Below are 21799 nucleotides of genomic sequence, written 5' to 3' on the forward strand. Positions count from 1 at the left end.
GCCACCGAGTGCCGCCGTAGTGCCGGGCACCACGAACGCTTTACCTGGGAGGGTCACCTATGTGTGGAATCGTCGGATACATCGGCAAGCGTGATGTCGCGCCGCTGCTGCTGGAGGGTCTGCAGCGCCTGGAGTACCGCGGCTACGACTCCGCCGGTATCGCCCTGCACGCCGGCGGCAAGACCGGCGGCCTGAAGTCCGCCAAGGCCAAGGGCCGCGTCCGCGAGCTGGAGTCCCGGCTGCCCAAGCGCTTCAACGGCACCACCGGTATCGCCCACACCCGCTGGGCCACCCACGGCGCGCCGAACGACGTCAACGCCCACCCCCACCTCGACGCCGAGGAGAAGGTGGCCGTCGTCCACAACGGCATCATCGACAACGCCTCCGACCTGCGCGCCAAGCTGACGGCCGAGGGCTTCGTCTTCGTCTCCGACACCGACACCGAGGTCCTCGCCCACCTCATCGCCCGCTCCGAGGCCGGCACGCTGGAGGAGAAGGTCCGCGAGGCCGTCAAGCACATCGAGGGCACGTACGGCATCGCCGTCCTCCACGCCGACTTCCCGGACCGCATCGTCGTCGCCCGCAACGGCTCCCCCGTGGTCCTGGGCATAGGCGAGAAGGAGATGTTCGTCTCCTCCGACGTCGCCGCCCTGGTCTCCCACACCCGCCAGGTCGTCACCCTCGACGACGGCGAGATGGCCACCCTGCGCGCCGACGACTACCGCACGTACACCACCGAGGGCTCCTCCACCTCCGCCCAGCCGACCACCGTGGAGTGGGAGGCCGAGTCCTACGACATGGGCGGCCACGACACGTACATGCACAAGGAGATCCACGAGCAGGCCGAGGCCGTGGACCGCGCGCTGCGCGGCCGCATCGACGACCGCTTCTCCACCGTGCACCTCGGCGGCCTCAACCTGGACGCCCGTGACGCCCGCGCCGTGCGCCGGGTGAAGATCCTCGGCTGCGGCACCTCGTACCACGCCGGCCAGATCGGCGCCCAGATGATCGAGGAGCTGGCCCGTATCCCCGCGGACGCCGAGCCGGCCTCCGAGTTCCGCTACCGCAACCCGGTCGTCGACCCCGACACCCTCTACATCGCGGTGTCCCAGTCCGGTGAGACCTACGACGTGCTCGCCGCCGTCCAGGAGCTCAAGCGCAAGGGCGCCCGCGTCCTGGGCCTGGTGAACGTGGTCGGCTCGGCGATCGCCCGCGAGACCGACGGCGGCATCTACGTCCACGCCGGCCCCGAGGTCTGCGTCGTCTCCACCAAGTGCTTCACCAACATGGTGGTCTCCTTCGGCCTGCTCGCCCTTCACCTGGGCCGCACCCGCGACCTGTCCGTCGCCGACGGCAAGCGGATCATCGAGGGCCTGCGCAAGCTGCCCGGCCAGATCGAGGAGATCCTGGCGAACGAGGCGCAGATCGAGGAGCTGGCCAAGGAGTACGCCGAGGCCAAGTCGATGATGTTCATCGGCCGTGTGCGGGGCTACCCGGTGGCCCGTGAGGCCTCGCTGAAGCTCAAGGAGGTCTCGTACATCCACGCCGAGGCCTACCCGGCCTCCGAGCTGAAGCACGGCCCGCTGGCCCTGATCGAGCCCGCGATGCCGACCGTCGCGATCGTGCCGGACGACGAGCTGCTGGAGAAGAACCGCGCCGCGCTCGAGGAGATCAAGGCCCGCAGCGGCCGTATCCTCGCCGTCGCCCACCAGGAGCAGGAGAAGGCCGACCACACGATCGTGGTGCCGAAGAACGAGGACGAGCTGGACGCCATCCTCATGGGCATCCCGCTCCAGCTCTTCGCGTACTACACGGCCAAGGCCATGGGCCGCGACATCGACAAGCCGCGCAACCTGGCGAAGTCCGTCACCGTCGAGTAGTCCGCCCCCGGGCCCGCCCGGCCGCCCGGCCGCGGGCCCCGCGAACCCTCTCGGACCTGTCCGCACCTGTCCGCGACAGGTACGAGAGAACGGCCCTCCCCACGCGTGCCACCACGCGCGCGGGGAGGGCCGCCTCCTTTCGCGCCGGCGTCGCCCTCACACCGGCGGTGATGCCACCGGCCCCGGGAACCGTCACCTCCCGTCCGGCGGCACGACCTGAGGGACGTGCTGCCGGAGTTGTACCCGTCCGGGATGCCACCGGCACCTCTACGCGCGAGTAGATTCCGGGGGAAGTCAAGGGATCGGCGGAGTCATTCCCCTACGGCGCACGGCAGTTGACGTTCCGCCAGTTCCTGTCGGTTTCCGCCGCACCCCTCACACCAACGGCATCACAAGGCCGCACGCGTCACCGTGGGAGTGGCCGGGAGTCCATGGCACCACCGGGAAACCACCGGTGGCCCGCGCCCGGCCCTTACGGGATGACGACCCCGTACGGGATGACGCCCCCTTACGGGATGACGCCCCCTTACGGGATGACGCCCCCTTACGGGATGACGCCCCCTTACGGGATGACGACCACCGGCCGCTGCGCCCGGCGCGCCAGCCGGCCCGCCACGGAGCCGAAGATCCGGCCGACCAGACCATGGGTGGAGCCCACCACGATGGCGTCGGCGGCGTATTCGCGCCCGACTTCTTCGAGTTCGTGACAGATGTCCCCGCCGCGCTCCACCAGGATCCAGGGCACCTCGGAGAGGTGGTCGGCACAGGCCAGCTCCAGGCCCAGGACCTCCGTGCGGTGATCGGGGACGTCCACGAAGACCGGCGGCTCACAGCCCGCCCAGACGGTCGTCGGCAGCCGGTTGGCCACATGGACGATGATCAGCCCCGAGCCGGAGCGCCGGGCCATACCGATTGCATACGCAAGCGCCCGCTCGCTCGACATGGAACCGTCGAAGCCCACCACGACGCCGTGCCGGAACGCCGGATCGCAGGAATGACGTGTTTCTTCCACCGCTTCGGGATTCGCCGCCTGATCGGCGATCCGCTTGCGGTCCGCGGGTTCGGAGAATTCGTGACCGGCCATCGGTGTCTCGGCGAAGGAAGCCTCTGGTCGAGGGATCGGCGGTGGACTGGTTGGAGTTGTCGAGGGGCGCGCCCACTGATGGATCTTGGACGGCCAAATCCGTCCGGGATTCATCTTTTCAAGTGCTTACCCCCCAGGGTACGGCGACAGTCGCTGCCTGCCCAGAGGCCGCCCGCCGGGCCGGCGGCCCCGTGGGCGGTTCCCCGGAGCATGCACGAGCGCGGCGCGTAGCGCAATGGCCCGGGCTCACACCCCCTGCTACCCACTCCCCAGTGACCCACGCCCCCGACCGGCCGTTGTTAGTACCGCCAGCAGCCGCCAGCAGGGAGCCCTTCCGTGCCCGGAACCCATGATTTCGCCCGCGAGGAGACGCCCGAGGGGCCGTCCCCCGATCCGGTGAGCGACGTGGTCCGCTGGGCGTCCTTCAGCTGTGCCCTGGTCCCGGTCGTCCTGCTGATGTGCGGTCAGTCCTTCGGCGGCGCGGCCGGCACGGCCGCCGGTCTGGTGGCACTCACCTGCGTCTGCCACGCACTCCTGCGTCAGTCCGAGCGCACCGCCGCCAAGGTGTCCGCGGAACAGGCGGCACCGCACCGGGGACGGCACGGACGGACGGGCGGCGGAAGCCATCGAGGAGCCCGCCGACAGGGGTCCGGTAGCCCCGCCGACTGACCTCCTCGCACGGCTGCACCCATATGTTTTCAGCCAACTTCGGCCCGAACCTCGTACCTCGGCCGGAACCCCTCTCATCAGCCGGTCGACCAGCAAGGAAAGAACCGCTGAGGGCGGTTGCCGACTGAGGAGTGTGGGCAGGGGCGAGAGGCGTACTTTTCACCGGAGCCTGCAAGTGCAACGCTTCGTGATCGAACGCTTCACGCCAAGTTGTCATGTCGATTTAGAGGCGGGTGGTGAACTGGTCACCGCGTCTCCAAGCGACGCAGTAGATTCGATCTTGGCCATGACCGGCGGGGGAACCGTTCAGGACCGAGGGGAAACGTGCAGGACCGAGAGGACTCGACCGCCGAGGGGGGCTTAGCGCCATGAGCCAGGACTCCACGACCGTACCGGAGACCGCGCGCAAGCTCTCCGGACGCCGCCGCCGGGAGATCGTCGCCGTACTGCTTTTCAGCGGCGGCCCCATCTTCGAAAGCTCCATCCCGCTCTCCGTGTTCGGCATCGACCGACAGGACGCGGGAGTCCCCCGCTACCGATTGCTGGTGTGCGCGGGCGAAGATGTGCCATTGCGAACGACCGGCGGCCTGGAATTGACCGCACCGTACGGCCTGGAGGCACTCTCCAGGGCCGGCACCGTCGTCGTACCGGCCTGGCGGTCGATCACCCAGCCGCCACCCGCCGCCGCGCTCGACGCACTGCGCCGGGCCCATGAGGAGGGCGCCCGCATCGTCGGGCTGTGCACCGGTGCCTTTGTACTGGCCGCCGCGGGTCTGCTGGACGGCAGGCCCGCCACCACCCACTGGATGTACGCGCCCACGCTCGCGAAGCGCTATCCGTCGGTCCATGTGGACCCCCGGGAGCTCTTCGTGGACGACGGCGACGTACTGACGTCCGCAGGCACCGCGGCAGGCATCGACCTGTGCCTGCACATCGTCCGCACCGACCACGGCGCCGACGCCGCGGGGGCCCTGGCCCGCCGGCTCGTCGTACCGCCGCGCCGCGCCGGCGGGCAGGAGCGCTACCTCGACCGCTCTTTACCCGAGGAGATCGGCGCCGACCCGCTGGCCGAGGTCGTCGCCTGGGCGCTGGAGCACCTCCACGAGCAGTTCGACGTGGAGACCCTGGCCGCCCGCGCGTATATGAGCCGTCGCACCTTCGACCGGCGGTTCCGCTCGCTCACCGGGAGCGCCCCGCTGCAGTGGCTGATCACTCAGCGGGTGCTCCAGGCCCAGCGGCTCCTGGAGACCTCGGACTACTCCGTGGACGAGGTCGCCGGGCGCTGCGGCTTCCGCTCGCCCGTGGCCCTGCGCGGCCACTTCCGCCGGCAGCTGGGGTCCTCCCCCGCCGCCTACCGGGCCGCCTACCGGGCGCGCCGGCCGCAGGGCGGCCCGGTGGACCGGCCGGAGCGGGGCGAGCGAGTCGAGCGCGCGGAGCGCGGCGACCGGTTCGACCGGCCGGATCCACTGGAGCCCCGGCCGGGGGAACCGTCGCTGATGGCGATGCGCCGTGCGGCGATGCCCGCCCACGCGATGACGGGCGCGCCCCTGGGCGCTCCCCCGCCGCCGGGTGGACATAGCGGACATATCTCCCATTCGCCAGGACACGGCGGTGGACACGGGGTGGGGCCGGGGGATCCGGGGAAGCCGGAATCGGACCTCTACGCTCCGCGCCTGCCCGGACAGCGGGAACGCCCCGTAGGGTGAGACGTATGAACGATCGCATGGTGTGGATCGACTGCGAGATGACCGGGCTCTCGCTGTCGTCCGACGCGCTCATCGAGGTGGCCGCCCTGGTCACCGACTCTGAGCTGAACATCCTCGGGGACGGCGTGGACATCGTCGTCCGCCCGCCCGCCGAGGCGCTCGCCACCATGCCCGAGGTCGTGCGCGAGATGCACACGGCCTCCGGGCTGCTCGCGGAGCTGGACGGCGGGACGACCCTCGAGGACGCCGAGCGGCAGGTCCTGGAGTACGTCCGCGAGCACGTCCCGGAGCCGGGCAAGGCCCCGCTGTGCGGAAACTCGGTCGGCACCGACCGCGGTTTCCTGCTGCGGGACATGCCCGCGCTCGAAGGCCACCTGCACTACCGGATCGTGGACGTGTCCTCGGTGAAGGAGCTGGCCCGCCGCTGGTTCCCGCGCGCGTACTTCAGCAGCCCCAAGAAGAACGGCAACCACCGGGCGCTGTCGGACATCCGCGAGTCGATCGCCGAGCTCCGCTACTACCGCGAGGCGATCTTCGTCCCCCAGCCCGGTCCGGACTCCGACACGGCGAAGGCCATCGCGGCCAAGCACGTCCTGTCCGCCCAGGCATAGTGACGTAGCTCGCTCCCGGCGCGGCGAAAGCTGGGAGCGAGCACCCTCAAAGACCCTGTAGACTTCTTCTCGGCCGGTGGGAAACACGGAAACAAACGCCGGACATGGTGGGTATAGCTCAGCTGGTAGAGCACCTGGTTGTGGTCCAGGATGTCGCGGGTTCGAGTCCCGTTACTCACCCTGATCGGGAAGAGCCCGGTCCGCTTGAAGCGGACCGGGCTCTTTTCTGTTTGTAGTCCCCAGGGGTGACGTGGGGGGCGGTCGGGAGACGTCGGCCGTCCGTCCGGGCAAAGCTGATGTGCCGGTACCGGACGAAGGGTCATGACCGATGGCAACAGGCACAGTGAAGTGGTTCAACGCCGAGAAGGGATTCGGCTTCATCACTCAGGACGACGGAGGCCCGGACGTGTTCGTCCACTTCTCCGCCGTCCAGGGCACCGGGTTCAAGGAGCTGCACGAGAACGACAGGGTCGAGTACGACGTCACCCAGGGACAGAAGGGGCCGCAGGCGGAGAACGTCAACGTCCTCCAGTCGTGACCGCCTGGTCGAACGGCCCCTACCGCCGGCGGATCCTGCTGTTCGTCGTCGCCGCCGTCCTCGTCCTCGGAGTGAGCCTGCTCGACGGCTGCGCCCGGGACGACGAGGACGGCGGCGCCCGGAGCACCCGGCGGACCACGATCACCATCGGCACCTTCGGTGTCTTCGGCTACAAGCAGGCAGGCCTCTACTCGGAGTACGAACGGCTCCACCCGGGCGTCACGATCAAGGAAACCGTGATCGACCGGAACGAGGCCTACTACCCCCAGCTCCTCACCCACCTCGCGGCGGGCAGCGGCCTCGCCGACATCCAGGCCATGGAGGTCGCCAACGTCCATGAGCTGGCCACCGCGCGGGGCGACCTCTTCGAGGACCTGTCCCGCGCGAAGGGCGTCCACCGGGACGACTGGCTCTCCTGGAAGTGGGCGCAGGCCACCACCCCCGACGGCCGGACCATCGGCCTCGGCACGGACATCGGGCCGATCGCCGTCTGCTACCGCAAGGACCTCTTCCGGCGCGCCGGGCTCCCCACGGACCGGGAGGCGGTCGGCAGGCTGTGGGCCGGGGACTGGCGGCGCTATCTGGAGGCCGGCCGGGCCTACCGGAGCCGGGCCCCGGCGGGCACGGTCTTCACCGACTCGGCGGCCGGGCTCTACAACGCCGCCGTGCACGGCTACCCCGAGCGCTACTACGACCGCGGGGGCCGCCCCCGCTACCGGAACGGCCCCGCCGTCCGGGCCTCCTGGGACCTGGCGACGCGGGCCGCCCGGGACGGGCTGACGGCCCGGCTCAAACAGTTCGAGAAGCCCTGGGACCAGGCGTACGCCAACGGCCGCTTCGCCACCGTCGCCTGCCCGCCCTGGATGCTCGGCTACATCAAGGAGAAGTCGGGCCCGGCGGGCCGGGGCCAGTGGGACGTGGCCGCCGCGCCCCGGCCGGCCAACTGGGGCGGCTCCTTCATCGGCGTGCCCAGAGCCGCCCGGCACCGGGCCGCCGCGACCGAGCTCGCGGTCTGGCTGACGGCCCCCGCCCAGCAGGCCAAGCTGTTCGAACGGCAGGCGGGCATCCCCTCCACCCCGGCCTCGTACGCCATGCCGGAGGTAAGGGACGCGCGCAATCCCTACTTCGGTGACGCGCCCATCGGGCGGATCTTCACGGAGGCGGCCCGGCACGTCCCGACGCTGTTCTTCGGGCCGCGCGAACAGCAGATCGGGCTCGCGTTCACCGAGGTCGGCATCCCCCAGGTCGAGCAGCAGGGCAGATCGCCCCGGGACGGCTGGCGGGCGGCACAGCGGGAGATCGAGAACGCGGTGGACGAATGACCGCCACGACCGCGGTCGTCGAGGGCGCGGCCGGCGCCCCCGGGGAGCGGCGGCGCGGCCGGGACGACCCGCGCGGCCGCCTCCACCGCTGGGACCTCCGCTACAGCCCCTACGCCTTCGTGGCCCCGTTCTTCCTCTTCTTCGCCGCGTTCGGGCTCTTCCCCCTCCTCTACACCGGGTGGACCTCGCTGCACCGCGTGGAGCTGACATCCCCCGAGCGCATGGAGTGGGCGGGCCTCCACAATTACGCCCGGCTCCTCGGCAACGACTTCTTCTGGGACGCGCTGCGCAACACCTTCACCATCGGTGTGCTGTCGACCGTGCCCCAGCTGCTGATGGCGCTGGGCCTGGCGCACCTCCTCCACTACCGGCTGCGCGCCGCCACCTTCTGGCGGGTCGCCCTGCTGACCCCGTACGCCACATCCGTCGCCGCCGCCACGCTCGTCTTCGTCGTGCTCTACGGGCGGGACTACGGGATGGTGAACTGGGCGCTCCAGGCGGCGGGCGTCGGGCCGGTCGACTGGCAGAACGGCACCTGGAGCTCGCGGTGCGCCGTCTCCTCGATCGTGATCTGGCGGTGGACGGGCTACAACGCGCTGATCTACCTGGCCGCCATGCAGGCCGTGCCGGACGAGCTCTACGAGTCGGCGGCGCTCGACGGCGCCTCGCGGGCGCGGCAGTTCCTGCACGTCACCGTGCCGGCGCTGCGGCCGACGATCCTCTTCACCGTCGTCGTCTCCACCATCGGGGCTACCCAGCTCTTCGGCGAGCCCCTGCTGTTCGGCGGGGCGGGCGGCCAGAAGGGCGGCGCCTCGCACCAGTTCCAGACCCTGGGGCTCTATCTCTACGAGCAGGGCTGGTTCAACTACCACCTGGGGCGCGCCTCGGCCGTCGCCTGGACGATGTTCCTGCTCCTGCTGCTGATCGCCACCGTGAACGCGCTGCTCGCGCGGTGGCTGGGGAAGGACCGGTGAGGGGGCGACATGACCATCGCCGGGCGACAGCTGCGCGCGGGGCCCCTGGCCTACGCCGTCCTGACGCTCTTCACCGCCGGCTCGCTCTTCCCGCTCGTATGGACGGCGGTGGCCGCTTCCGGCGACAGCGCCCGGCTGGCGCACACCCCGCCGCCGCTGTGGTTCGGCGGCAGGCTGCTCACCAATCTCGGCACGGCGTGGACCGACGCCCGGATGGGCCTCGCCCTCGCCAACACCATGCTGGTCGCCGGGACGGTGGCGCTGGGCACGGTGCTCTTCTGCACGATCGCCGGCTTCGCCTTCGCCAAGCTGCGGTTCCGCTTCCGGCGGGCGCTGCTCCTGCTGACGGTCGGCACGATGATGGTGCCGCCGCAGCTGAGCGTCGTCCCCCTCTTCATGATCGTGGCGCGACTGGGGTGGACCGATCAGCTGCGGGCCGTCGTCCTGCCGGCGCTGGTGAGCGCCTTCGGGGTGTTCTTCATGCGGCAGTACCTCGTCGAGGCGCTGCCCGACGAGCTGATCGAGGCGGCCCGGGTGGACGGGGCGAGCAGCGTGCGCGTGGTGTGGCACGTGGTCTTCCCCGTCGCCCGGCCCGCGATGGCCGTGCTGGGGATGCTCTCCTTCGTCCAGGCGTGGAACGACTTCTTCTGGCCCGTCATCGCGCTGACGCAGGAGAACCCGACCGTGCAGGTGGCCCTCACCGGGCTCGGCCGCGGCTATGTGCCCGACCAGGCCGTGGTGATGGCCGGGGCGCTGCTGGGCACGCTGCCGCTGCTGCTGGCCTTCACGTTCTTCGGGCGGCAGATCGTCGGCGGCATCATGCGCGGCGCGCTCAAGGGCTGACTCCCCCACCGTTCTCCCCTCTCCTTCCGGAGCGTGCGACATGACCGTGGACTTCCCGCCCGGCTTCCTCTTCGGCGCCGCGACCGCCGCCTACCAGGTCGAGGGCGCGGCCGCCGAGGACGGCCGCACCCCCTCCATCTGGGACACCTTCTCCCGGGCGCCGGGACGGGTGCTCGGCGGTGACACCGGGGACACGGCGACGGACCACTACCACCGCCGTGCCGAGGACGTCCGTCTCATGGCGGAGCTGGGCCTGGGCGCGTACCGCTTCTCCGTCTCCTGGCCCCGGGTCCAGCCCACCGGCCGGGGCCCGGCCTCGCCGCGCGGGCTCGACTTCTACCGGGCGCTCGTCGACGACCTCCTCGCCCATGGCATCCGTCCGGTGCTGACGCTCTATCACTGGGACCTGCCGCAGGAGCTGGAGGACGCGGGCGGCTGGCCCGAGCGCGACACCGCCCACCGCTTCGCCGACTACGCCCGGCTCGTCGGCGAGGCGCTGGGCGACCGCGTCGAGCTGTGGACCACCCTCAACGAGCCCTGGTGCAGCGCCTTCCTGGGCTACGCGGCCGGGGTGCACGCCCCGGGCCGTACGGACGACGAGGCCGCGCTGCGGGCCGCGCACCACCTCAATCTGGCGCACGGCCTCGGCGCACGGGCGCTGCGCGCCGAGCTGCCCCCGCGGGCCCGGCTGTCCGTGGCGCTCAACCCCGCCGCCGTCCGGGCCCGTACGCCCTCGCCCGGGGATCAGGACGCGGCGCGGCGGGTGGACGCGCTGGCCACCCGTATCTTCACCGGGCCCATGCTGCGCGGGGCGTACCCCGAGGACCTCCTCGCCGACACGGCGGCCATCACGGACTGGTCGTTCGTACGCGGCGACGACACGGACGTCATCCGGCACCCCCTCGACGCGCTGGGCATCAACTACTACGCACCCACAGTCGTATCAGCCGCCACTGACAATCCCCCGGCGTCCGGCCTGCGGGAGCCCTCCCCCTGGCCGGGCGCCGGGGGCGTGGCCTTCCACCGGCCGCCGGGCAAGCTCACCGCGATGGACTGGGCGGTCGACCCCACCGGCCTGTACGACCTGCTGACGCGGTTCGCCCGGGAGGCCCCCGGGCTGCCGCTGATCGTCACCGAGAACGGCGCCGCCTACGACGACAAGCCCGGCGCCGACGGCACGGTCGACGACCCCGAGCGGATCGCCTATCTGCACGCCCATCTGGAGGCCGTGCTGCGGGCCCTCGGCGACGGCGCGGACGTCCGGGGCTATTTCCTCTGGTCGCTGCTGGACAATTTCGAGTGGGCGTACGGCTACAGCAAGCGCTTCGGCGCGGTGTACGTGGACTACGCGACCCTGGCCCGTATCCCCAAGTCCAGCGCGCGGTGGTACGCGCGGCTGGCACGGACGGGCCGGTTGCCCATCGGGGGAGGGTCCTTCAGCTGAAGGACTTCAGCTGAAGGCGGAGGGCGGCGGGGCGGGCGAGGGCCGGGCGCTCGCGTCGGTGACGGGCACGGCGCCGCCGGTGAAGTCGAGGAGCGCGCGGCCGTGTTCGACCCGGCCCTGGTGGGGGTCGGTGGCCGCCCGGCGGGTGAGCTCGGCTATGGGCAGTTCGCGGTCGGAGGCCAGCAGCACGGCGTTGCCGAAGCGCCGGCCGCGCAGCACCGCCGGGTCGGCGGTGAGGCACAGCTCGGGGAAGACGGTGCGGACGGTCGCTATCTGGGCCTTGAGGTGGGCCAGCGGCGGGCCGTCGGCGAGGTTCGCGGCGTAGTGGCCGCCGGGGCGCAGGGCCCGTCGTACGTCGGTGACGAATTCCGTGCTGGTGAGGTGGGCGGGGGTGCGGGCGCCGCTGAAGACGTCGGCGATGATCAGGTCCGCCCAGCCGTCCGGGATCCTGGCGAGCCCTTCCCGGGCGTCGGTGCCGCGCACCCGGATGCGCCAGCTCGACTCCAGCGGCAGCTCGGCCCGTATGAACTGGACCAGGGGCGCGTCTATCTCGATGATCTGCTGGGTGGAGCGGGGCCGGGTGGCGGCGATGTACCGGGCGAGGGTGAAGGCGCCACCGCCCAGGTGGACGGCCTGGACGGGTTTGCCGGGCGGTGCGACGAGGTCGGCGATGTGGCCGAGGCGCCGCTGGTAGGAGAAGTCCAGATACGCGGGGTCGTCCAGGTCGACATGGGACTGCGGGGCCCCGTCTATCAGCAGGGTGCTGCCACGGGGCCGGTCGCGGTCAGGGACGAGCTCCGCGAGACCGCCCGCCACCTGCGCGGATATCGGTTCCACGGCGCGTCCGCGCCCTTGCTTCTGCTTGCCCTTCACCACCCGTCCAGTATCGCCGGTGCGGGCGGGCGGGCCCGTCCGGGCCGCTAACGACAGCGGTCGACGGCCTCGATGGTGCGGGCGGCCTCGCCGAGGGCGGCGCGCAGCACGGCGGGGTCGGTGGCGGAGGCGTAGGCGGCGTCGGGGGCGACCAGCCAGCCCGTGCCGTTGACGGGGGGCTCGGCGGCGCTCGTCCGCAGGCCGCGGCCGTAGGTCTGGGTGCAGGCGCTGCCGGGCAGGTCCCAGCCGTCGGCCGTGCCGGGCGGGACGAGGAAGCCGAGGGTGTCGCAGTCGCCGTCGTGGAGGACGGGGCCCACTCCGTCGCGCAGCCGCAGGATGTCGACGGCCTCCAGGCCCTGGCGCGCGGGGACCGTGACCAGGTCGCAGGGATGCCCCTCGGCGCCGTCCGTGCCGGCCCGCGGCGGATACGGGGACGCGCTGTGGTCCTGGAGCGGCTTACGCAGAGCCGTCGTCCGCGAGCCGCCGATGTCCACTCCGGCCTCCACCACGGGAAACCCCTCCTCATCGCCGCGCCTGTGTCCAGGTCGGGATCCACGCCGAGCGCGCTCGCGCTCTTCGGGTTCAACGCGTGGACGCGTCAACGGCTACGGCGCCATGCCGCCGCAAAGGATGGCAGTTCATGGCGGATGGCAGGTGGGATATCCGTTTTGTAGTCAAACCGGATGTAGTGGAATCGCCACAGCCGGTACGGTCATCACGCCACACGGCAAGCACAGCCGCCCGCCCCGCGGGTTGCCCGTCGGGGCGGCTCGCCAGGAGAGGGTCCGGCCATGGCGTCGCCCCACGCGTCCTCGTCACCCCGTCCGAACCTCGCGTTCCGGCAGTTGCGCGGGCCGCGTTCACCAGGGGAATTCGCGGCTGCCGTGCGTCGTGCGGCCCGGGAGATCGGCGAACACGTCTCGTGCGACGCGCGCTACATCGGGCGTGTGGAGTCCGGGGAGATCCGCTGCCCCAACTACGCCTACGAGCGGGTGTTCCGGCACATGTTCCCCGGCCGTGAGCCGGCGGACATGGGCTTCGCACCCCGCGAGACCGTGCGTGGCAGGGGGGCGCGCAAGAAGGGCTCCGCGCCGCCCGGTCCATCCGAGAGCCCCGCCGAAAGCCGTACCTCCTCCGGTGCGGCGGAGAGCTCCACCGAGAGCAGCGAGGAGAGCGACGTGTTGCGTCGCGCGTTCATGACCTCCGGCACGGCCGCCGTGGCCGCCGTCTCCCTGGGCGCCGGCCCGCGCGGGGCGCACCGGCGCCACGCGGGGGAGACCGAGGCCGCCGCCGTCGAACAGGCGGTGCGGCACATCCGGCTGCTCGACGACCGGCACGGCGCGGACGGGCTCTACCGGCGCGCCGCGCGCCCTCTGAAGGCGGCTTACGAGCTGCTGGACGCGGAGACCAGACGGCGGTCGGTGGCCGACCGGCTGCACTCCGGCGCGGGCGAACTGGCGATCTCCGTGGGCTGGCTGGCGCATGACTCCGGCCGCTTCGCCGACGCCCGTTCCCACTACGCGGAGGCCCTGGCCACCGCGCGCGTGGCCGGGGACCCGGCGCTGGAGACCCACGCCTTTTGCAACATGGCCTTCCTCGCCCGGGACGCGGCCCGCCCCCGCGAGGCGATCCGCGCCGCGCAGGCCGCGCAGCGGGCGGGCCGGCAGCTGGGGTCGGCGCGGCTGATGTCCCTGCTGACCCTGCGGGAGGCGGGCGGCTGGGCGCGGCTGGGCGACCGGCCGGCGACCGAGGAGGCGCTGGTGCGGGCCCGGACGCTCTTCGGACGCGGGGCGGCCGAGGCCGACCCGGAGTGGATGACCTTCTTCGGCGAGGCGGAGCTGGAGGGCCTGGAGTCCCAGTGCTGGTCCGCCCTGGGCGACTGGCGCCGCGCGGCGGACCACGCGGAGCGGGCGGTCGCGCTCCAGGACCCGCACTTCGCCCGGAACATCGCGCTCTACACCGCGCAACTGGCGGGCGACCTGGCCCGGGGCGGTTCCCCGGACGCGGCGGCCGCGGCCGGGGAGAGGGTGCTGGGGCTGCTGGAGCAGGTCCAGTCGGCCCGCATCAGGACGATGCTGTCGTCGACCGCCCGTATGTTGCGCCGTCACGCCGCAAACCCATTGGTGGCGGGTTTCCTGTCCCGGCACGAGGGGGCCGTGCGGCCGGCTTGAGGGTGCCCCCTGGGGCTGGAGGCGGTTCGGCACCGCCGAGCTCCGGGGCGGTGGCTGATCACCGTCGCGGCGGGGTGGGGGTTCACCGTTTCCCGGGGGCGCAGCCCCGGTTCGGGGGCCGGGGCTCGCCCCGGGAAACGGTGAAGGGGCGGGGCCGGGGTCTCCCTTCCGCCGCAGCGGCGGGACGCTCCGCCTACGCGCCCGGCGGTGCCGAACCGGCCCGGGCCCGGAGAGGGCGCACCCCCGGTGAATCCACCGAGCCGTCAGGCGAGGTGGCCCGTGTCGTTCCACCGCTCGATCGCCGGCGCACCGTACGCCCAGCCCAGGATGGACAGGGAGGTGGGGTCGAGGCGGATGCGGGAGCCGAAGAAGATGTCCTCGCCCATCCAGCGGGCGGCGATGGTCCGCAGGATGTGGCCGTGGGCGAAGACGAGCACGTCGCGGTCGGCCGAGCGGGCCCACTCCACGACCTCGTCCGCGCGGGCCGCGACCTCCGCCCGGGCCTCGCCCTCGGGAACGCCGTCGCGCCAGATCAGCCAGTCGGGGCGGCCCGCCTTGATCTCTGCGGGGGTCATGCCCTCGTAGGCGCCGTAGTCCCACTCCATCAGCGTGTCCCACTCGGTGGCCCGGTCGCCGAAGCCGGCCAGCTCACAGGTCTCCTTGGCACGGACGAGGGGGCTCGTCCTGACCTCCACGTCCGGCAGGCCGTCCCACGGGGCGCGGTGGAGCCGCTCGCCCAGCAGCTTGGCACCACGCCGCCCCTCGTCGAGCAGGGGGATGTCCGTGCGGCCGGTGTGCTTGCCGGACAGCGACCACTCCGTCTGTCCGTGCCGGGCCAGCAGGATGCGCGGTGCCATGACGAGAGTCCTTACGAGACGAGGTGCGTGCGGTGATCGTGGACCCGGGTGAACGGCGTGAAGTCGGTCACCTCGGTTCACGGGTGGAGTTCGCTCTCCATCATCACTCACTCCATCAACGGGCAACCCTCCGGCCACTCCCGGCGTCTCCACCCCCGCACCTCGGGGTTCGGGTGGACTCACGGGGCGGTGTGCGAGAGATGTGGCGTACGCCGTACGGTTGCATATTGCGCTTATTGGCCGCCTGAACACATGGAGAGCGTCCGGATGTACACCGCACCACTGGGGAAGCGGCCGCGCTGGTGGACCGAACTGCCACTCATAGCCGTGGTGTACGGGCTCTACTCGGCCGGGCGGCTGCTGGTCAGAGGCGATGTGCAGTCGGCCGTCGATCACGGCGTGGCGATACTCGATCTTGAAAAAACGTTCCGAATAGACATCGAGCCCTCGCTCAACCGGCTGTTCACCGATCACTCCGCGATCGGCATACCCGCCGACTTCGCCTACGCGGCCCTCCACTACCTCCTCACCCCCGCGCTCCTCATCTGGCTCTTCAGGCGACGCCCCGACCACTACCGCCGGATGCGCACCTGGCTGATGATCTCCACCCTCATCGGCCTCATCGGTTTCACCCTCCTGCCCACCTGCCCGCCCCGCCTCCTCGACCCGTCCTTCGGTTTCGTCGACACGATGCGGCAGTACTCCGAGTACGGCTGGTGGGGCGGCGACGCCAGCGCCCCGCGCGGCCTGGGCGGGCTGACCAACCAGTACGCGGCCATGCCGAGCCTCCACGTGGGCTGGGCCCTGTGGTGCGGGGTCGTGCTCTGGCGGCACGGCCGCACGGCCTGGTCCAAGGTCGCGGGCGTCGCCTATCCGCTGGCGATCACCCTCGTGGTGATGGGCACCGCCAACCACTACCTCCTCGACGCCGTCGCCGGCGCCGCCGTGATGGGCGCGGGCTTCCTGCTCGCCCGTCCGGCGCTGCGGCTCGCCGAGCGGATCCGCGCCCGCCTTGTCCCGGCGTCGCCTGCGGTACCTGCGGAAACGGCCGTGGCAGCGGCGAATGTCAGTGCCGGGTGCGAGACTTCGGCGGGTACAGCGGGTACTGCGCCGTCCCGGGTTCGCCCGGGGGCGCCGGAGAGACTTCGCGAGGCGGACGCCAGTGACCAGATCCCCCGACAGCCGGCCCGGGACGGGGCCGGGGACAGCCGCACCGACGGCGCTGCGGCAGCGGCTCGCTGAGCTGCGCGGCCCCTCCGTCGCGCCCGTCCCGCTCGACGCCCGCGCGCTGGCGGCGCTCGCCACCAATCCCGGCTGTCACCGCCGCGCCCTGCTCGACGGGGCGGGGGTGGACAAGGCGGCACTGGCGCGGGCGGTGGGCGCGCCGGTGACGTTCGGGCAGTCGCAGTTCGCGTTCGTGCGCGGCCATTCCTTCGAGGCCCGCACCAAGGCCGACGGCGGCGCGGAGCTCGTCCGTCTGCTCCACGAGCGGCTGGCCGACGGCTCCCCCGAGCCCGCCCCGGGCTCCGTGGACACCCCCGACCTCTCCGCCACCGGCCCCGAGGGCCGTACGGCACGCACGGCCCTCGCCCTGCGCGAGGCGACCGCCGCCGGACGGTGGGCCGTGCTGGACCACCCCCTGCTGGCGCTGACCGTCGCCGGGACACCGGCCTATCTGGAGCCGGACGCGATCGTCGTCCATCCCGACGGCGGCTGGACGGTCGTCGAGATCAAGTCCTTCGCGATGATCGACGGCTCCGCCGACGCGACGAAGGTCGGCGCGGCCGCCCGGCAGGCGGCGGTGTACGCGCTGGCGCTGGAGGCCGTGGCCGAGCGGGTCGCGAAGGGCGCGGCGGCGGTGCGCGAGACGGCCCTGCTGGTCTGCCCCAAGGACTTCTCCAATCTGCCGGCCGCCGCCCTCGTCGACCTCCGCAAGCCGCTGGCCACCACGCGCCGTCAGCTGGCGCGGCTGACGGGCGTGGCGGAGATCGCCGCCGGGCTGCCGGAGGGCACGACCTTCGATCTGTGCCCGTCCGACGACGGCCGCACCCCGACCCGGCCCGCCGGCGAGCTGGCCGAGGCGCTGGACGCGGTCGCGGCGGCGTACGCGCCGGAGTGCCTCGCGGCGTGCGAGCTGGCCTTCCACTGCCGGGCCCGGGCCCGCGCGGCGGACTCCGTCCAGACCCTGGGGCGCGGCGTCCGCGCGGAGCTGGGCGGCCTGACCACCGTCGCGTCGGTCCTCGCCGCCGCGTCGGGCGAGGCCGGCTCCCCCGACGACCCGGCGGTCGCCGCCCTCCGCCGCGCCGCCGCCCTCCGCGCGGAGGCGCTGGCGCTCGCCCCGGCCGACGAGGGCGCCCTGGCGGGGGCGGGCCGATGAGCACCGTCGCGGCGGAGAAACCGCCCGCACCCCTGATCCGCCGCCACGGCGAGCCCCCACGGCGGCGAGGGTCCGGCGGCCCGACGGCGGCCGCGGGCCGTGGCCCCGTCGCTCCGAAGGAGGCGTCCGCATGTCGCTGATCAGCACCCTCGCGCGGATGGAAGCCGTACGGGACGGACGGGCGCGGCCGGTCGTCACCGTGCGGCACCGGCATGTGGCCGAGCGGCCGTGTGTCTTCGTGCCGTTGACGACCGCCGGTGAGGCCGGCGCGCCGCTCGGCGCGATGGTGGGGACGGAGCGGGACGCGCCCCGGCTGTTGTTCGTGGCGCAGCCGCGCGACAGGGATCTGCGGTCCGCGTTCCTCGCCGGGCTCGCCGATGTGCTCCTGCCGTACCTGGAGGAGTTCGGCGACGCCGTCGAGCTGGAGCAGCGCAAGGAGACCGATCCCGGCACCGGGAAGAAGGTGCCCGTCGAGGTCGAGTTGTGCGCGGACGCCCCGCAGCTGCTGGTGCCGGGCGCGGCGGGCGTGGAGTACGTCCGGCTGCTCGGGCGGTCCATGCGCTTCCGGCGCACCGCCGAGCAGGACCCCGACGCGCCCCATCCCGCGCCGCCGCGCGTGCCGATGCTGGGGCGCTGGCTGACGCACTTCGGGGAGCGCGCCCGGGTGCCCGGGTCGTCGCTGCTGCTGGCGATGACCCAGGCGCTGGGCCGGCACTGGGCGACGGGCCAGAGCGTGCTGGAGGACCAGCACCTGGGCTCCCTGCTGGCCTGGATCGATCCGCCGGAGGGCGTGCCGGGCCCGGAGGCGGCGCTGCGCGTGGAGCTGGCGCGCGGGCCGGAGGGGCTCCTGCTCCACCCGCCCGCCGGCCCCGCCACGGACCCGGTCTTCGACAACAAGCGGCTGTCCCCCGCCGTCGCCCGCTACGACCGGGCCCGCGCGGCCGTCCTGGAGGCGTCGGCGCACCGGTTCGCGTCCGCCCGGGCGGAGCTGGCCGCCGCCGAGAGCGAGATCGGCGAGCTGCTGGCGACGCAGTTGCGCCCCACCTGGGACGCCGTCTGGCACGGCGTCGACCTGCTGCGGACGCTCCCGGAGGGCGCGCGGGTCGCCGAGCGCTGGAAGCGCGACCGCTGGTCGTACACCGCGCACCGCGACCGCGTACGGGCCGGGGAGCCCCCGCAGCCGCGGCGGGACGACGCGGTCACGGCCGCGCGCAAGCTCGCCGCCCGCGAGAGCGCGCAGGCGCAGCTCGACGCCCAGGAGGCGCTGGACGATCCGCTGGTGATGGCGGGCCGGCGGCTGGCCGGGGAGGCGTTCGCGGGGGAGGTCGCCGAGGTGGTGATGGAGTACACGGAGGCGAAGGTCCCGCGTCCGCGTCCGCTGGTGACCGTCCGCACGGCCGACGCCCCGCATCTCGCGGAGGGCGTGGCGGTCCACCGCGCCCTGCCGGACGGCAAGGCGCAGTCCGCCGAGTTCGTGGCGTACGGACCGCCGCCCGGCGTGGCCGGCCCCGGCACCATCACCGTCACCGTGCGGCTGACCGGTGGCATGGGGCGTGGCAAGGTGCCCGACGCGGGTTCCGTGCCCGAGGTGGGCGACCGGGTGTGCTGGACCCTGTTCGAGCACGCGCCCCGGGGCGGTCCCGAGCTGCCCGATCCCGAGCGGACGCCCTGGACCCATGGCGGCCCGCCCGCCGAGGGCCCGGCCGAGGCTCCCGACCCGGTGACCGCGGAGGACCTGCTGTGACCGTTCCCCTGGCGCGCAAGAGCGCCTTCGACCCCGCCGCGGCGGCTTCGGCGGCCACGGACGCGATCCTGCGCGACACGCTGCACGGCCCGCACCGCGGCGTCGTGGTGGACTCGCCGCCCGGCGCGGGCAAGTCGACGCTGGTGGTGCGGGCGGCCCGGGAGCTGGCCGCCGCCGGCCGCCCGCTGATGGTCGTCGCGCAGACCAACGCCCAGGTGGACGACCTGGTGCTGCGGCTGGCCGAGCAGGACCCCGAGCTGCCGGTGGGCCGGTTGCACAGCAATGAGCGCCACCCCTACGACGCGGCGCTCGACGGGCTCGACTCCGTCGTGACGTCCGCGAAGGCGGCGGACCTGGCCGGGCTGGACGTGGTGATCTCCACGGCGGCGAAGTGGGCGCACACCAAGGTGGCAGAGCCCTGGGGCCACGCGATCGTCGACGAGGCGTACCAGATGCGCTCGGACGCGCTCCTGGCGGTGGCGGGGCTGTTCGAGCGGGCGCTGTTCGTGGGCGACCCGGGCCAGCTGGACCCGTTCAGCGTGGTGGGGGCGGAGCAGTGGGCGGGGCTGTCGTACGACCCGTCGGCGAGCGCCGTGAGCACGCTGCTCGCCCACAATCCGGGGCTGCCGCAGCACCGGCTGCCGGTGTCGTGGCGGCTGCCGGCGTCGGCGGCGCCGCTGGTGTCGGCGGCCTTCTATCCGTACACCCCGTTCCGCAGCGGCACGGGCCATGGCGACCGGCTGCTGTCCTTCGGCGTGCCCTCCGACGGCTCGGGCCCGGACCGGGTGCTGGACGAGGCGGCCGAGTCAGGCTGGGGCCTGCTGGAGCTGCCCGCGCGCCACACGCCGCGTACGGACCCGGAGGCGGTGGGCGCGGTGGCGCTGGTCGTCCGCCGGACGCTGGACCGGGGCGGGGCCGTGACCAGCGAGCGTTCGCCGGATCCGGCGCCGCTGACCGCGGACCGGATCGCGGTGGGCACGGCCCACCGCGACCAGGCCGCGGCGGTGCGGGCGGCCCTTGCGGAACAGGGGGTGACCGGGGTGACAGTGGATACGGCGAACCGGCTCCAGGGCCGTGAGTTCGATGTCACGGTCGTGCTCCACCCGCTGTCGGGGCGCCCGGACGCGACGGCGTTCCACCTGGAGACGGGCCGTCTGTGCGTGCTGGCCTCCAGGCACCGGCACGCGTGCGTCGTGGTGAGCCGCGCCGGCGTCGACCGCCTGCTGGACGAGCACCCGTCGACGGAGCCGGTACGGCTGGGGGTGACGATGAAGTTCCCGGATGGCTGGGAGGCGAATCACGCGGTGTGGGCGCATCTGGCCGAGCACCGCGTCCCCTGGCGACCGTGACGCGAAGCCGCTGGCGGGGTCCCGCCGCGCTGACGGCGCCCCGGTGCCGCCGGGCGTGCCCACCGGCGTCGCCGGGCGGTGCGGGGCGGGGTGTACGGCCGCCGGCGGGGCGGGGGCGCACTTGCGCCCGGCAGGACAATGGATGACGGTGCAGACGATTCTGGAGGTATGTACATGTGCGAGCCGAAGCAGGCTCCCGGCGGTGAGGGACCGCGCCGCCTGAAGCCCGCGCAGCTGCTCTTCGAGCCACCCGAGGCCGTCGCCGACCCCGAGCACTTCTTCGACCTCGAATCGATCGAGGACCCGCGCGAGCTGCTGGCCCGCTCCACCGAGCTGGCCCTGGCCTTCCGCGCGGCAGCGGACCGGGCGACGGAGTTCCAGGCGGTGGCGGCGGCTCAGCTCGCCGATCCCCGGCGCTTCGACAGACTGCCGACGGCGGTGATCGCCGAGCGGGCGGAGTGGAGCGAGGACTACACGAAGAAGATGGTCGAGTTCGGCCGTGACCTGCTGCGCGGCAGCAACCAGGCCGACTGACCGGCCCACGACCGGACGGCCCATGGTCCTCGATCATGGGCCGTTGGCATATGCGGCGCACAAGGTAGCGCACCGCTTCCGCCCCTGTCCCGGTTTCCCGGAACTACCCCGGACGGCCCCCCGTCCTGCCGGGAGCATGGGGCCATGAGCTCCCGGCCGTACGACCCGCGCCCCGTCCGCCACCGGCCCACGCCCGTCCCCTCACCCGCGCCCGCGCCCTCCCCCTCCTGGGCGCCGCCCGCCCCCGCCTTCGCCACCCTGGCCGGGGCCGACTGGCTCGCGTCCGCCGGCAGAGCGCCGCACGAGGTGCACGCCCTGTGGGCCGACGACCCCATGGCCCCGGTCGCGCTCCCCTGCGGCACGGTCTTCGACGTGATCGACACCCCGGCGCTCTTCGGCCGCCGGATGCTGGCCCGGCTGTGGTCGCCCGGCGGCCCCGGTTCCGGGCCGGTGGCGGCCCAGCGCGGCAGGCTGCTGCTGTTCGCGGCGCCCGGCACGGCCCAGCGGCTGCCCGCGCTGCTGGCCTGGGAGGAGTGGGGCCGCCGAGACCGTACGGCTCCCCCGCTGCTCTGCTACGGCACGGGCGACGCCGTGACCGTGCCCCCGCTCTACCCGCCGCCCGAGGGGAGCGAGCCCACGCCGGCCACCGCCCGCTGGCTGATCGCCCCCGAGGTGCGCCGCCCCCGGCTGCCCGGCGCCGACGCCCTGCTCTGGGCCTGTGTCCGGGCCGCCCGGGCGAGCTCCTTACCCATCTCCACCGGTGGCTGAAACATACGGATTTTCTTTACACCGGATCGGGGTGCTAAAGTCTTCCACGTCAGCA

At 73.2% G+C, this 21799-nt stretch carries 20 protein-coding genes and 1 tRNA gene; 17 read left to right on the top strand and 4 right to left on the bottom strand.

All coding sequences use genetic code 11. The features are described from left to right. Window positions 1-59 precede the first annotated feature (59 nt). Entirely contained in the window at window positions 60-1880 is a 1821-nt protein-coding gene (gene glmS / locus ACFYZR_RS21915; protein ID WP_391912724.1) for a glutamine--fructose-6-phosphate transaminase (isomerizing), read from the top strand. 562 nt (window positions 1881-2442) lie between these two features. On the opposite strand, the gene ACFYZR_RS21920 is transcribed toward glmS, so the two are convergent. Further along, on the bottom strand, window positions 2443-2964 hold the full coding sequence (locus ACFYZR_RS21920; RefSeq protein WP_391912726.1) for a universal stress protein: 522 nt from the start codon (window positions 2962-2964) through the stop codon (window positions 2443-2445). A gap of 336 nt (window positions 2965-3300) precedes the next feature. Between ACFYZR_RS21920 and ACFYZR_RS21925 the strand changes: the two genes are divergently transcribed. The 9 genes from ACFYZR_RS21925 to ACFYZR_RS21965 all read left to right on the top strand — a co-directional run bounded on the left by ACFYZR_RS21925 (window position 3301) and on the right by ACFYZR_RS21965 (window position 11071). Further along, window positions 3301-3633 (top strand): hypothetical protein, encoded by a 333-nt coding sequence (locus ACFYZR_RS21925; RefSeq protein WP_391912728.1) that lies wholly within the window; start codon window positions 3301-3303, stop codon window positions 3631-3633. 368 nt (window positions 3634-4001) lie between these two features. Continuing rightward, window positions 4002-5339, top strand: a complete 1338-nt coding sequence (locus ACFYZR_RS21930) for a helix-turn-helix domain-containing protein (RefSeq protein WP_391912730.1) — start codon at window positions 4002-4004, stop codon at window positions 5337-5339. A 5-nt stretch (window positions 5340-5344) separates the two neighbouring features. Beyond that, the gene (gene orn, locus ACFYZR_RS21935) at window positions 5345-5950 is read left to right on the top strand and encodes an oligoribonuclease (RefSeq protein ID WP_391912732.1); all 606 of its coding nucleotides are present in this window, start codon (window positions 5345-5347) and stop codon (window positions 5948-5950) included. Window positions 5951-6057: 107 nt separating this feature from the next. After that, window positions 6058-6130, top strand: a tRNA-His gene (locus ACFYZR_RS21940). Between the two features lie 148 nt (window positions 6131-6278). Continuing rightward, entirely contained in the window at window positions 6279-6488 is a 210-nt protein-coding gene (locus ACFYZR_RS21945) for a cold-shock protein (RefSeq protein ID WP_229350769.1), read from the top strand. Next, window positions 6485-7810, top strand: a complete 1326-nt coding sequence (locus tag ACFYZR_RS21950; protein ID WP_391912734.1) for an ABC transporter substrate-binding protein — start codon at window positions 6485-6487, stop codon at window positions 7808-7810. The genes ACFYZR_RS21945 and ACFYZR_RS21950 overlap by 4 nt, the downstream gene beginning before the upstream one ends. After that, complete coding sequence (locus ACFYZR_RS21955) at window positions 7807-8784, top strand: carbohydrate ABC transporter permease (protein ID WP_391912736.1); 978 nt, start codon at window positions 7807-7809, stop codon at window positions 8782-8784. Before ACFYZR_RS21950 ends, ACFYZR_RS21955 begins: the two co-directional genes overlap by 4 nt. Window positions 8785-8793: 9 nt before the next feature. Further along, window positions 8794-9627: a carbohydrate ABC transporter permease gene (locus ACFYZR_RS21960; RefSeq protein WP_391912738.1), complete on the top strand. Its 834-nt coding sequence runs from the start codon at window positions 8794-8796 to the stop codon at window positions 9625-9627. A 40-nt stretch (window positions 9628-9667) separates the two neighbouring features. Then, a complete protein-coding gene (locus ACFYZR_RS21965; RefSeq protein ID WP_391912740.1) occupies window positions 9668-11071 on the top strand; it encodes a GH1 family beta-glucosidase in 1404 nt (467 codons plus the stop codon). Between the two features lie 6 nt (window positions 11072-11077). On the opposite strand, the gene ACFYZR_RS21970 is transcribed toward ACFYZR_RS21965, so the two are convergent. Continuing rightward, window positions 11078-11944, bottom strand: a complete 867-nt coding sequence (locus ACFYZR_RS21970) for a spermidine synthase (RefSeq protein ID WP_391912916.1) — start codon at window positions 11942-11944, stop codon at window positions 11078-11080. Between the two features lie 47 nt (window positions 11945-11991). Next, a complete protein-coding gene (locus ACFYZR_RS21975; RefSeq protein ID WP_391912918.1) occupies window positions 11992-12450 on the bottom strand; it encodes a hypothetical protein in 459 nt (152 codons plus the stop codon). A 285-nt stretch (window positions 12451-12735) separates the two neighbouring features. Between ACFYZR_RS21975 and ACFYZR_RS21980 the strand changes: the two genes are divergently transcribed. Beyond that, window positions 12736-14115 (top strand): tetratricopeptide repeat protein, encoded by a 1380-nt coding sequence (locus ACFYZR_RS21980; RefSeq protein ID WP_391912742.1) that lies wholly within the window; start codon window positions 12736-12738, stop codon window positions 14113-14115. A 263-nt stretch (window positions 14116-14378) separates the two neighbouring features. Here ACFYZR_RS21980 and ACFYZR_RS21985 read toward each other — a convergent pair whose 3' ends face one another. Further along, window positions 14379-14972, bottom strand: coding sequence for a histidine phosphatase family protein (locus tag ACFYZR_RS21985; RefSeq protein WP_391912744.1), 594 nt, complete (start codon window positions 14970-14972; stop codon window positions 14379-14381). Window positions 14973-15239: 267 nt separating this feature from the next. On the opposite strand from ACFYZR_RS21985, the gene ACFYZR_RS21990 reads away from it, so the two are divergent. From ACFYZR_RS21990 to ACFYZR_RS22015, 6 genes are all read left to right on the top strand, one after another. Next, the gene (locus ACFYZR_RS21990) at window positions 15240-16214 is read left to right on the top strand and encodes a phosphatase PAP2 family protein (protein WP_391912746.1); all 975 of its coding nucleotides are present in this window, start codon (window positions 15240-15242) and stop codon (window positions 16212-16214) included. Continuing rightward, on the top strand, window positions 16135-17349 hold the full coding sequence (locus ACFYZR_RS21995; RefSeq protein WP_391912748.1) for a hypothetical protein: 1215 nt from the start codon (window positions 16135-16137) through the stop codon (window positions 17347-17349). The genes ACFYZR_RS21990 and ACFYZR_RS21995 overlap by 80 nt, the downstream gene beginning before the upstream one ends. Before the next feature lie 130 nt (window positions 17350-17479). After that, a complete protein-coding gene (locus ACFYZR_RS22000; protein ID WP_391912750.1) occupies window positions 17480-19093 on the top strand; it encodes a hypothetical protein in 1614 nt (537 codons plus the stop codon). Then, on the top strand, window positions 19090-20442 hold the full coding sequence (locus ACFYZR_RS22005) for an AAA domain-containing protein (protein ID WP_391912752.1): 1353 nt from the start codon (window positions 19090-19092) through the stop codon (window positions 20440-20442). Before ACFYZR_RS22000 ends, ACFYZR_RS22005 begins: the two co-directional genes overlap by 4 nt. 174 nt (window positions 20443-20616) lie before the next feature. Next, on the top strand, window positions 20617-20976 hold the full coding sequence (locus ACFYZR_RS22010; RefSeq protein WP_391912754.1) for a hypothetical protein: 360 nt from the start codon (window positions 20617-20619) through the stop codon (window positions 20974-20976). 144 nt (window positions 20977-21120) lie between these two features. Further along, window positions 21121-21744, top strand: coding sequence for a bifunctional DNA primase/polymerase (locus tag ACFYZR_RS22015; protein WP_391912756.1), 624 nt, complete (start codon window positions 21121-21123; stop codon window positions 21742-21744). The last annotated feature ends 55 nt before the right edge of the window (window positions 21745-21799 follow it).

The organism is Streptomyces sp. NPDC001678 (assembly GCF_042892945.1).
Lineage (GTDB): Bacteria > Actinomycetota > Actinomycetes > Streptomycetales > Streptomycetaceae > Streptomyces.

Coding starts and splice junctions, on each gene's coding strand:
- glmS (WP_391912724.1), top strand. CDS start 60: ATGTGTGGAATCGTCGGATACATCGGCAAGCGTGATGTCGCGCCGCTG.
- ACFYZR_RS21920 (WP_391912726.1), bottom strand. CDS start 2,964: ATGGCCGGTCACGAATTCTCCGAACCCGCGGACCGCAAGCGGATCGCC.
- ACFYZR_RS21930 (WP_391912730.1), top strand. CDS start 4,002: ATGAGCCAGGACTCCACGACCGTACCGGAGACCGCGCGCAAGCTCTCC.
- orn (WP_391912732.1), top strand. CDS start 5,345: ATGAACGATCGCATGGTGTGGATCGACTGCGAGATGACCGGGCTCTCG.
- ACFYZR_RS21945 (WP_229350769.1), top strand. CDS start 6,279: ATGGCAACAGGCACAGTGAAGTGGTTCAACGCCGAGAAGGGATTCGGC.
- ACFYZR_RS21955 (WP_391912736.1), top strand. CDS start 7,807: ATGACCGCCACGACCGCGGTCGTCGAGGGCGCGGCCGGCGCCCCCGGG.
- ACFYZR_RS21960 (WP_391912738.1), top strand. CDS start 8,794: ATGACCATCGCCGGGCGACAGCTGCGCGCGGGGCCCCTGGCCTACGCC.
- ACFYZR_RS21965 (WP_391912740.1), top strand. CDS start 9,668: ATGACCGTGGACTTCCCGCCCGGCTTCCTCTTCGGCGCCGCGACCGCC.
- ACFYZR_RS21980 (WP_391912742.1), top strand. CDS start 12,736: ATGGCGTCGCCCCACGCGTCCTCGTCACCCCGTCCGAACCTCGCGTTC.
- ACFYZR_RS21985 (WP_391912744.1), bottom strand. CDS start 14,972: ATGGCACCGCGCATCCTGCTGGCCCGGCACGGACAGACGGAGTGGTCG.
- ACFYZR_RS21990 (WP_391912746.1), top strand. CDS start 15,240: ATGTACACCGCACCACTGGGGAAGCGGCCGCGCTGGTGGACCGAACTG.
- ACFYZR_RS22000 (WP_391912750.1), top strand. CDS start 17,480: ATGTCGCTGATCAGCACCCTCGCGCGGATGGAAGCCGTACGGGACGGA.
- ACFYZR_RS22010 (WP_391912754.1), top strand. CDS start 20,617: ATGTGCGAGCCGAAGCAGGCTCCCGGCGGTGAGGGACCGCGCCGCCTG.
- ACFYZR_RS22015 (WP_391912756.1), top strand. CDS start 21,121: ATGAGCTCCCGGCCGTACGACCCGCGCCCCGTCCGCCACCGGCCCACG.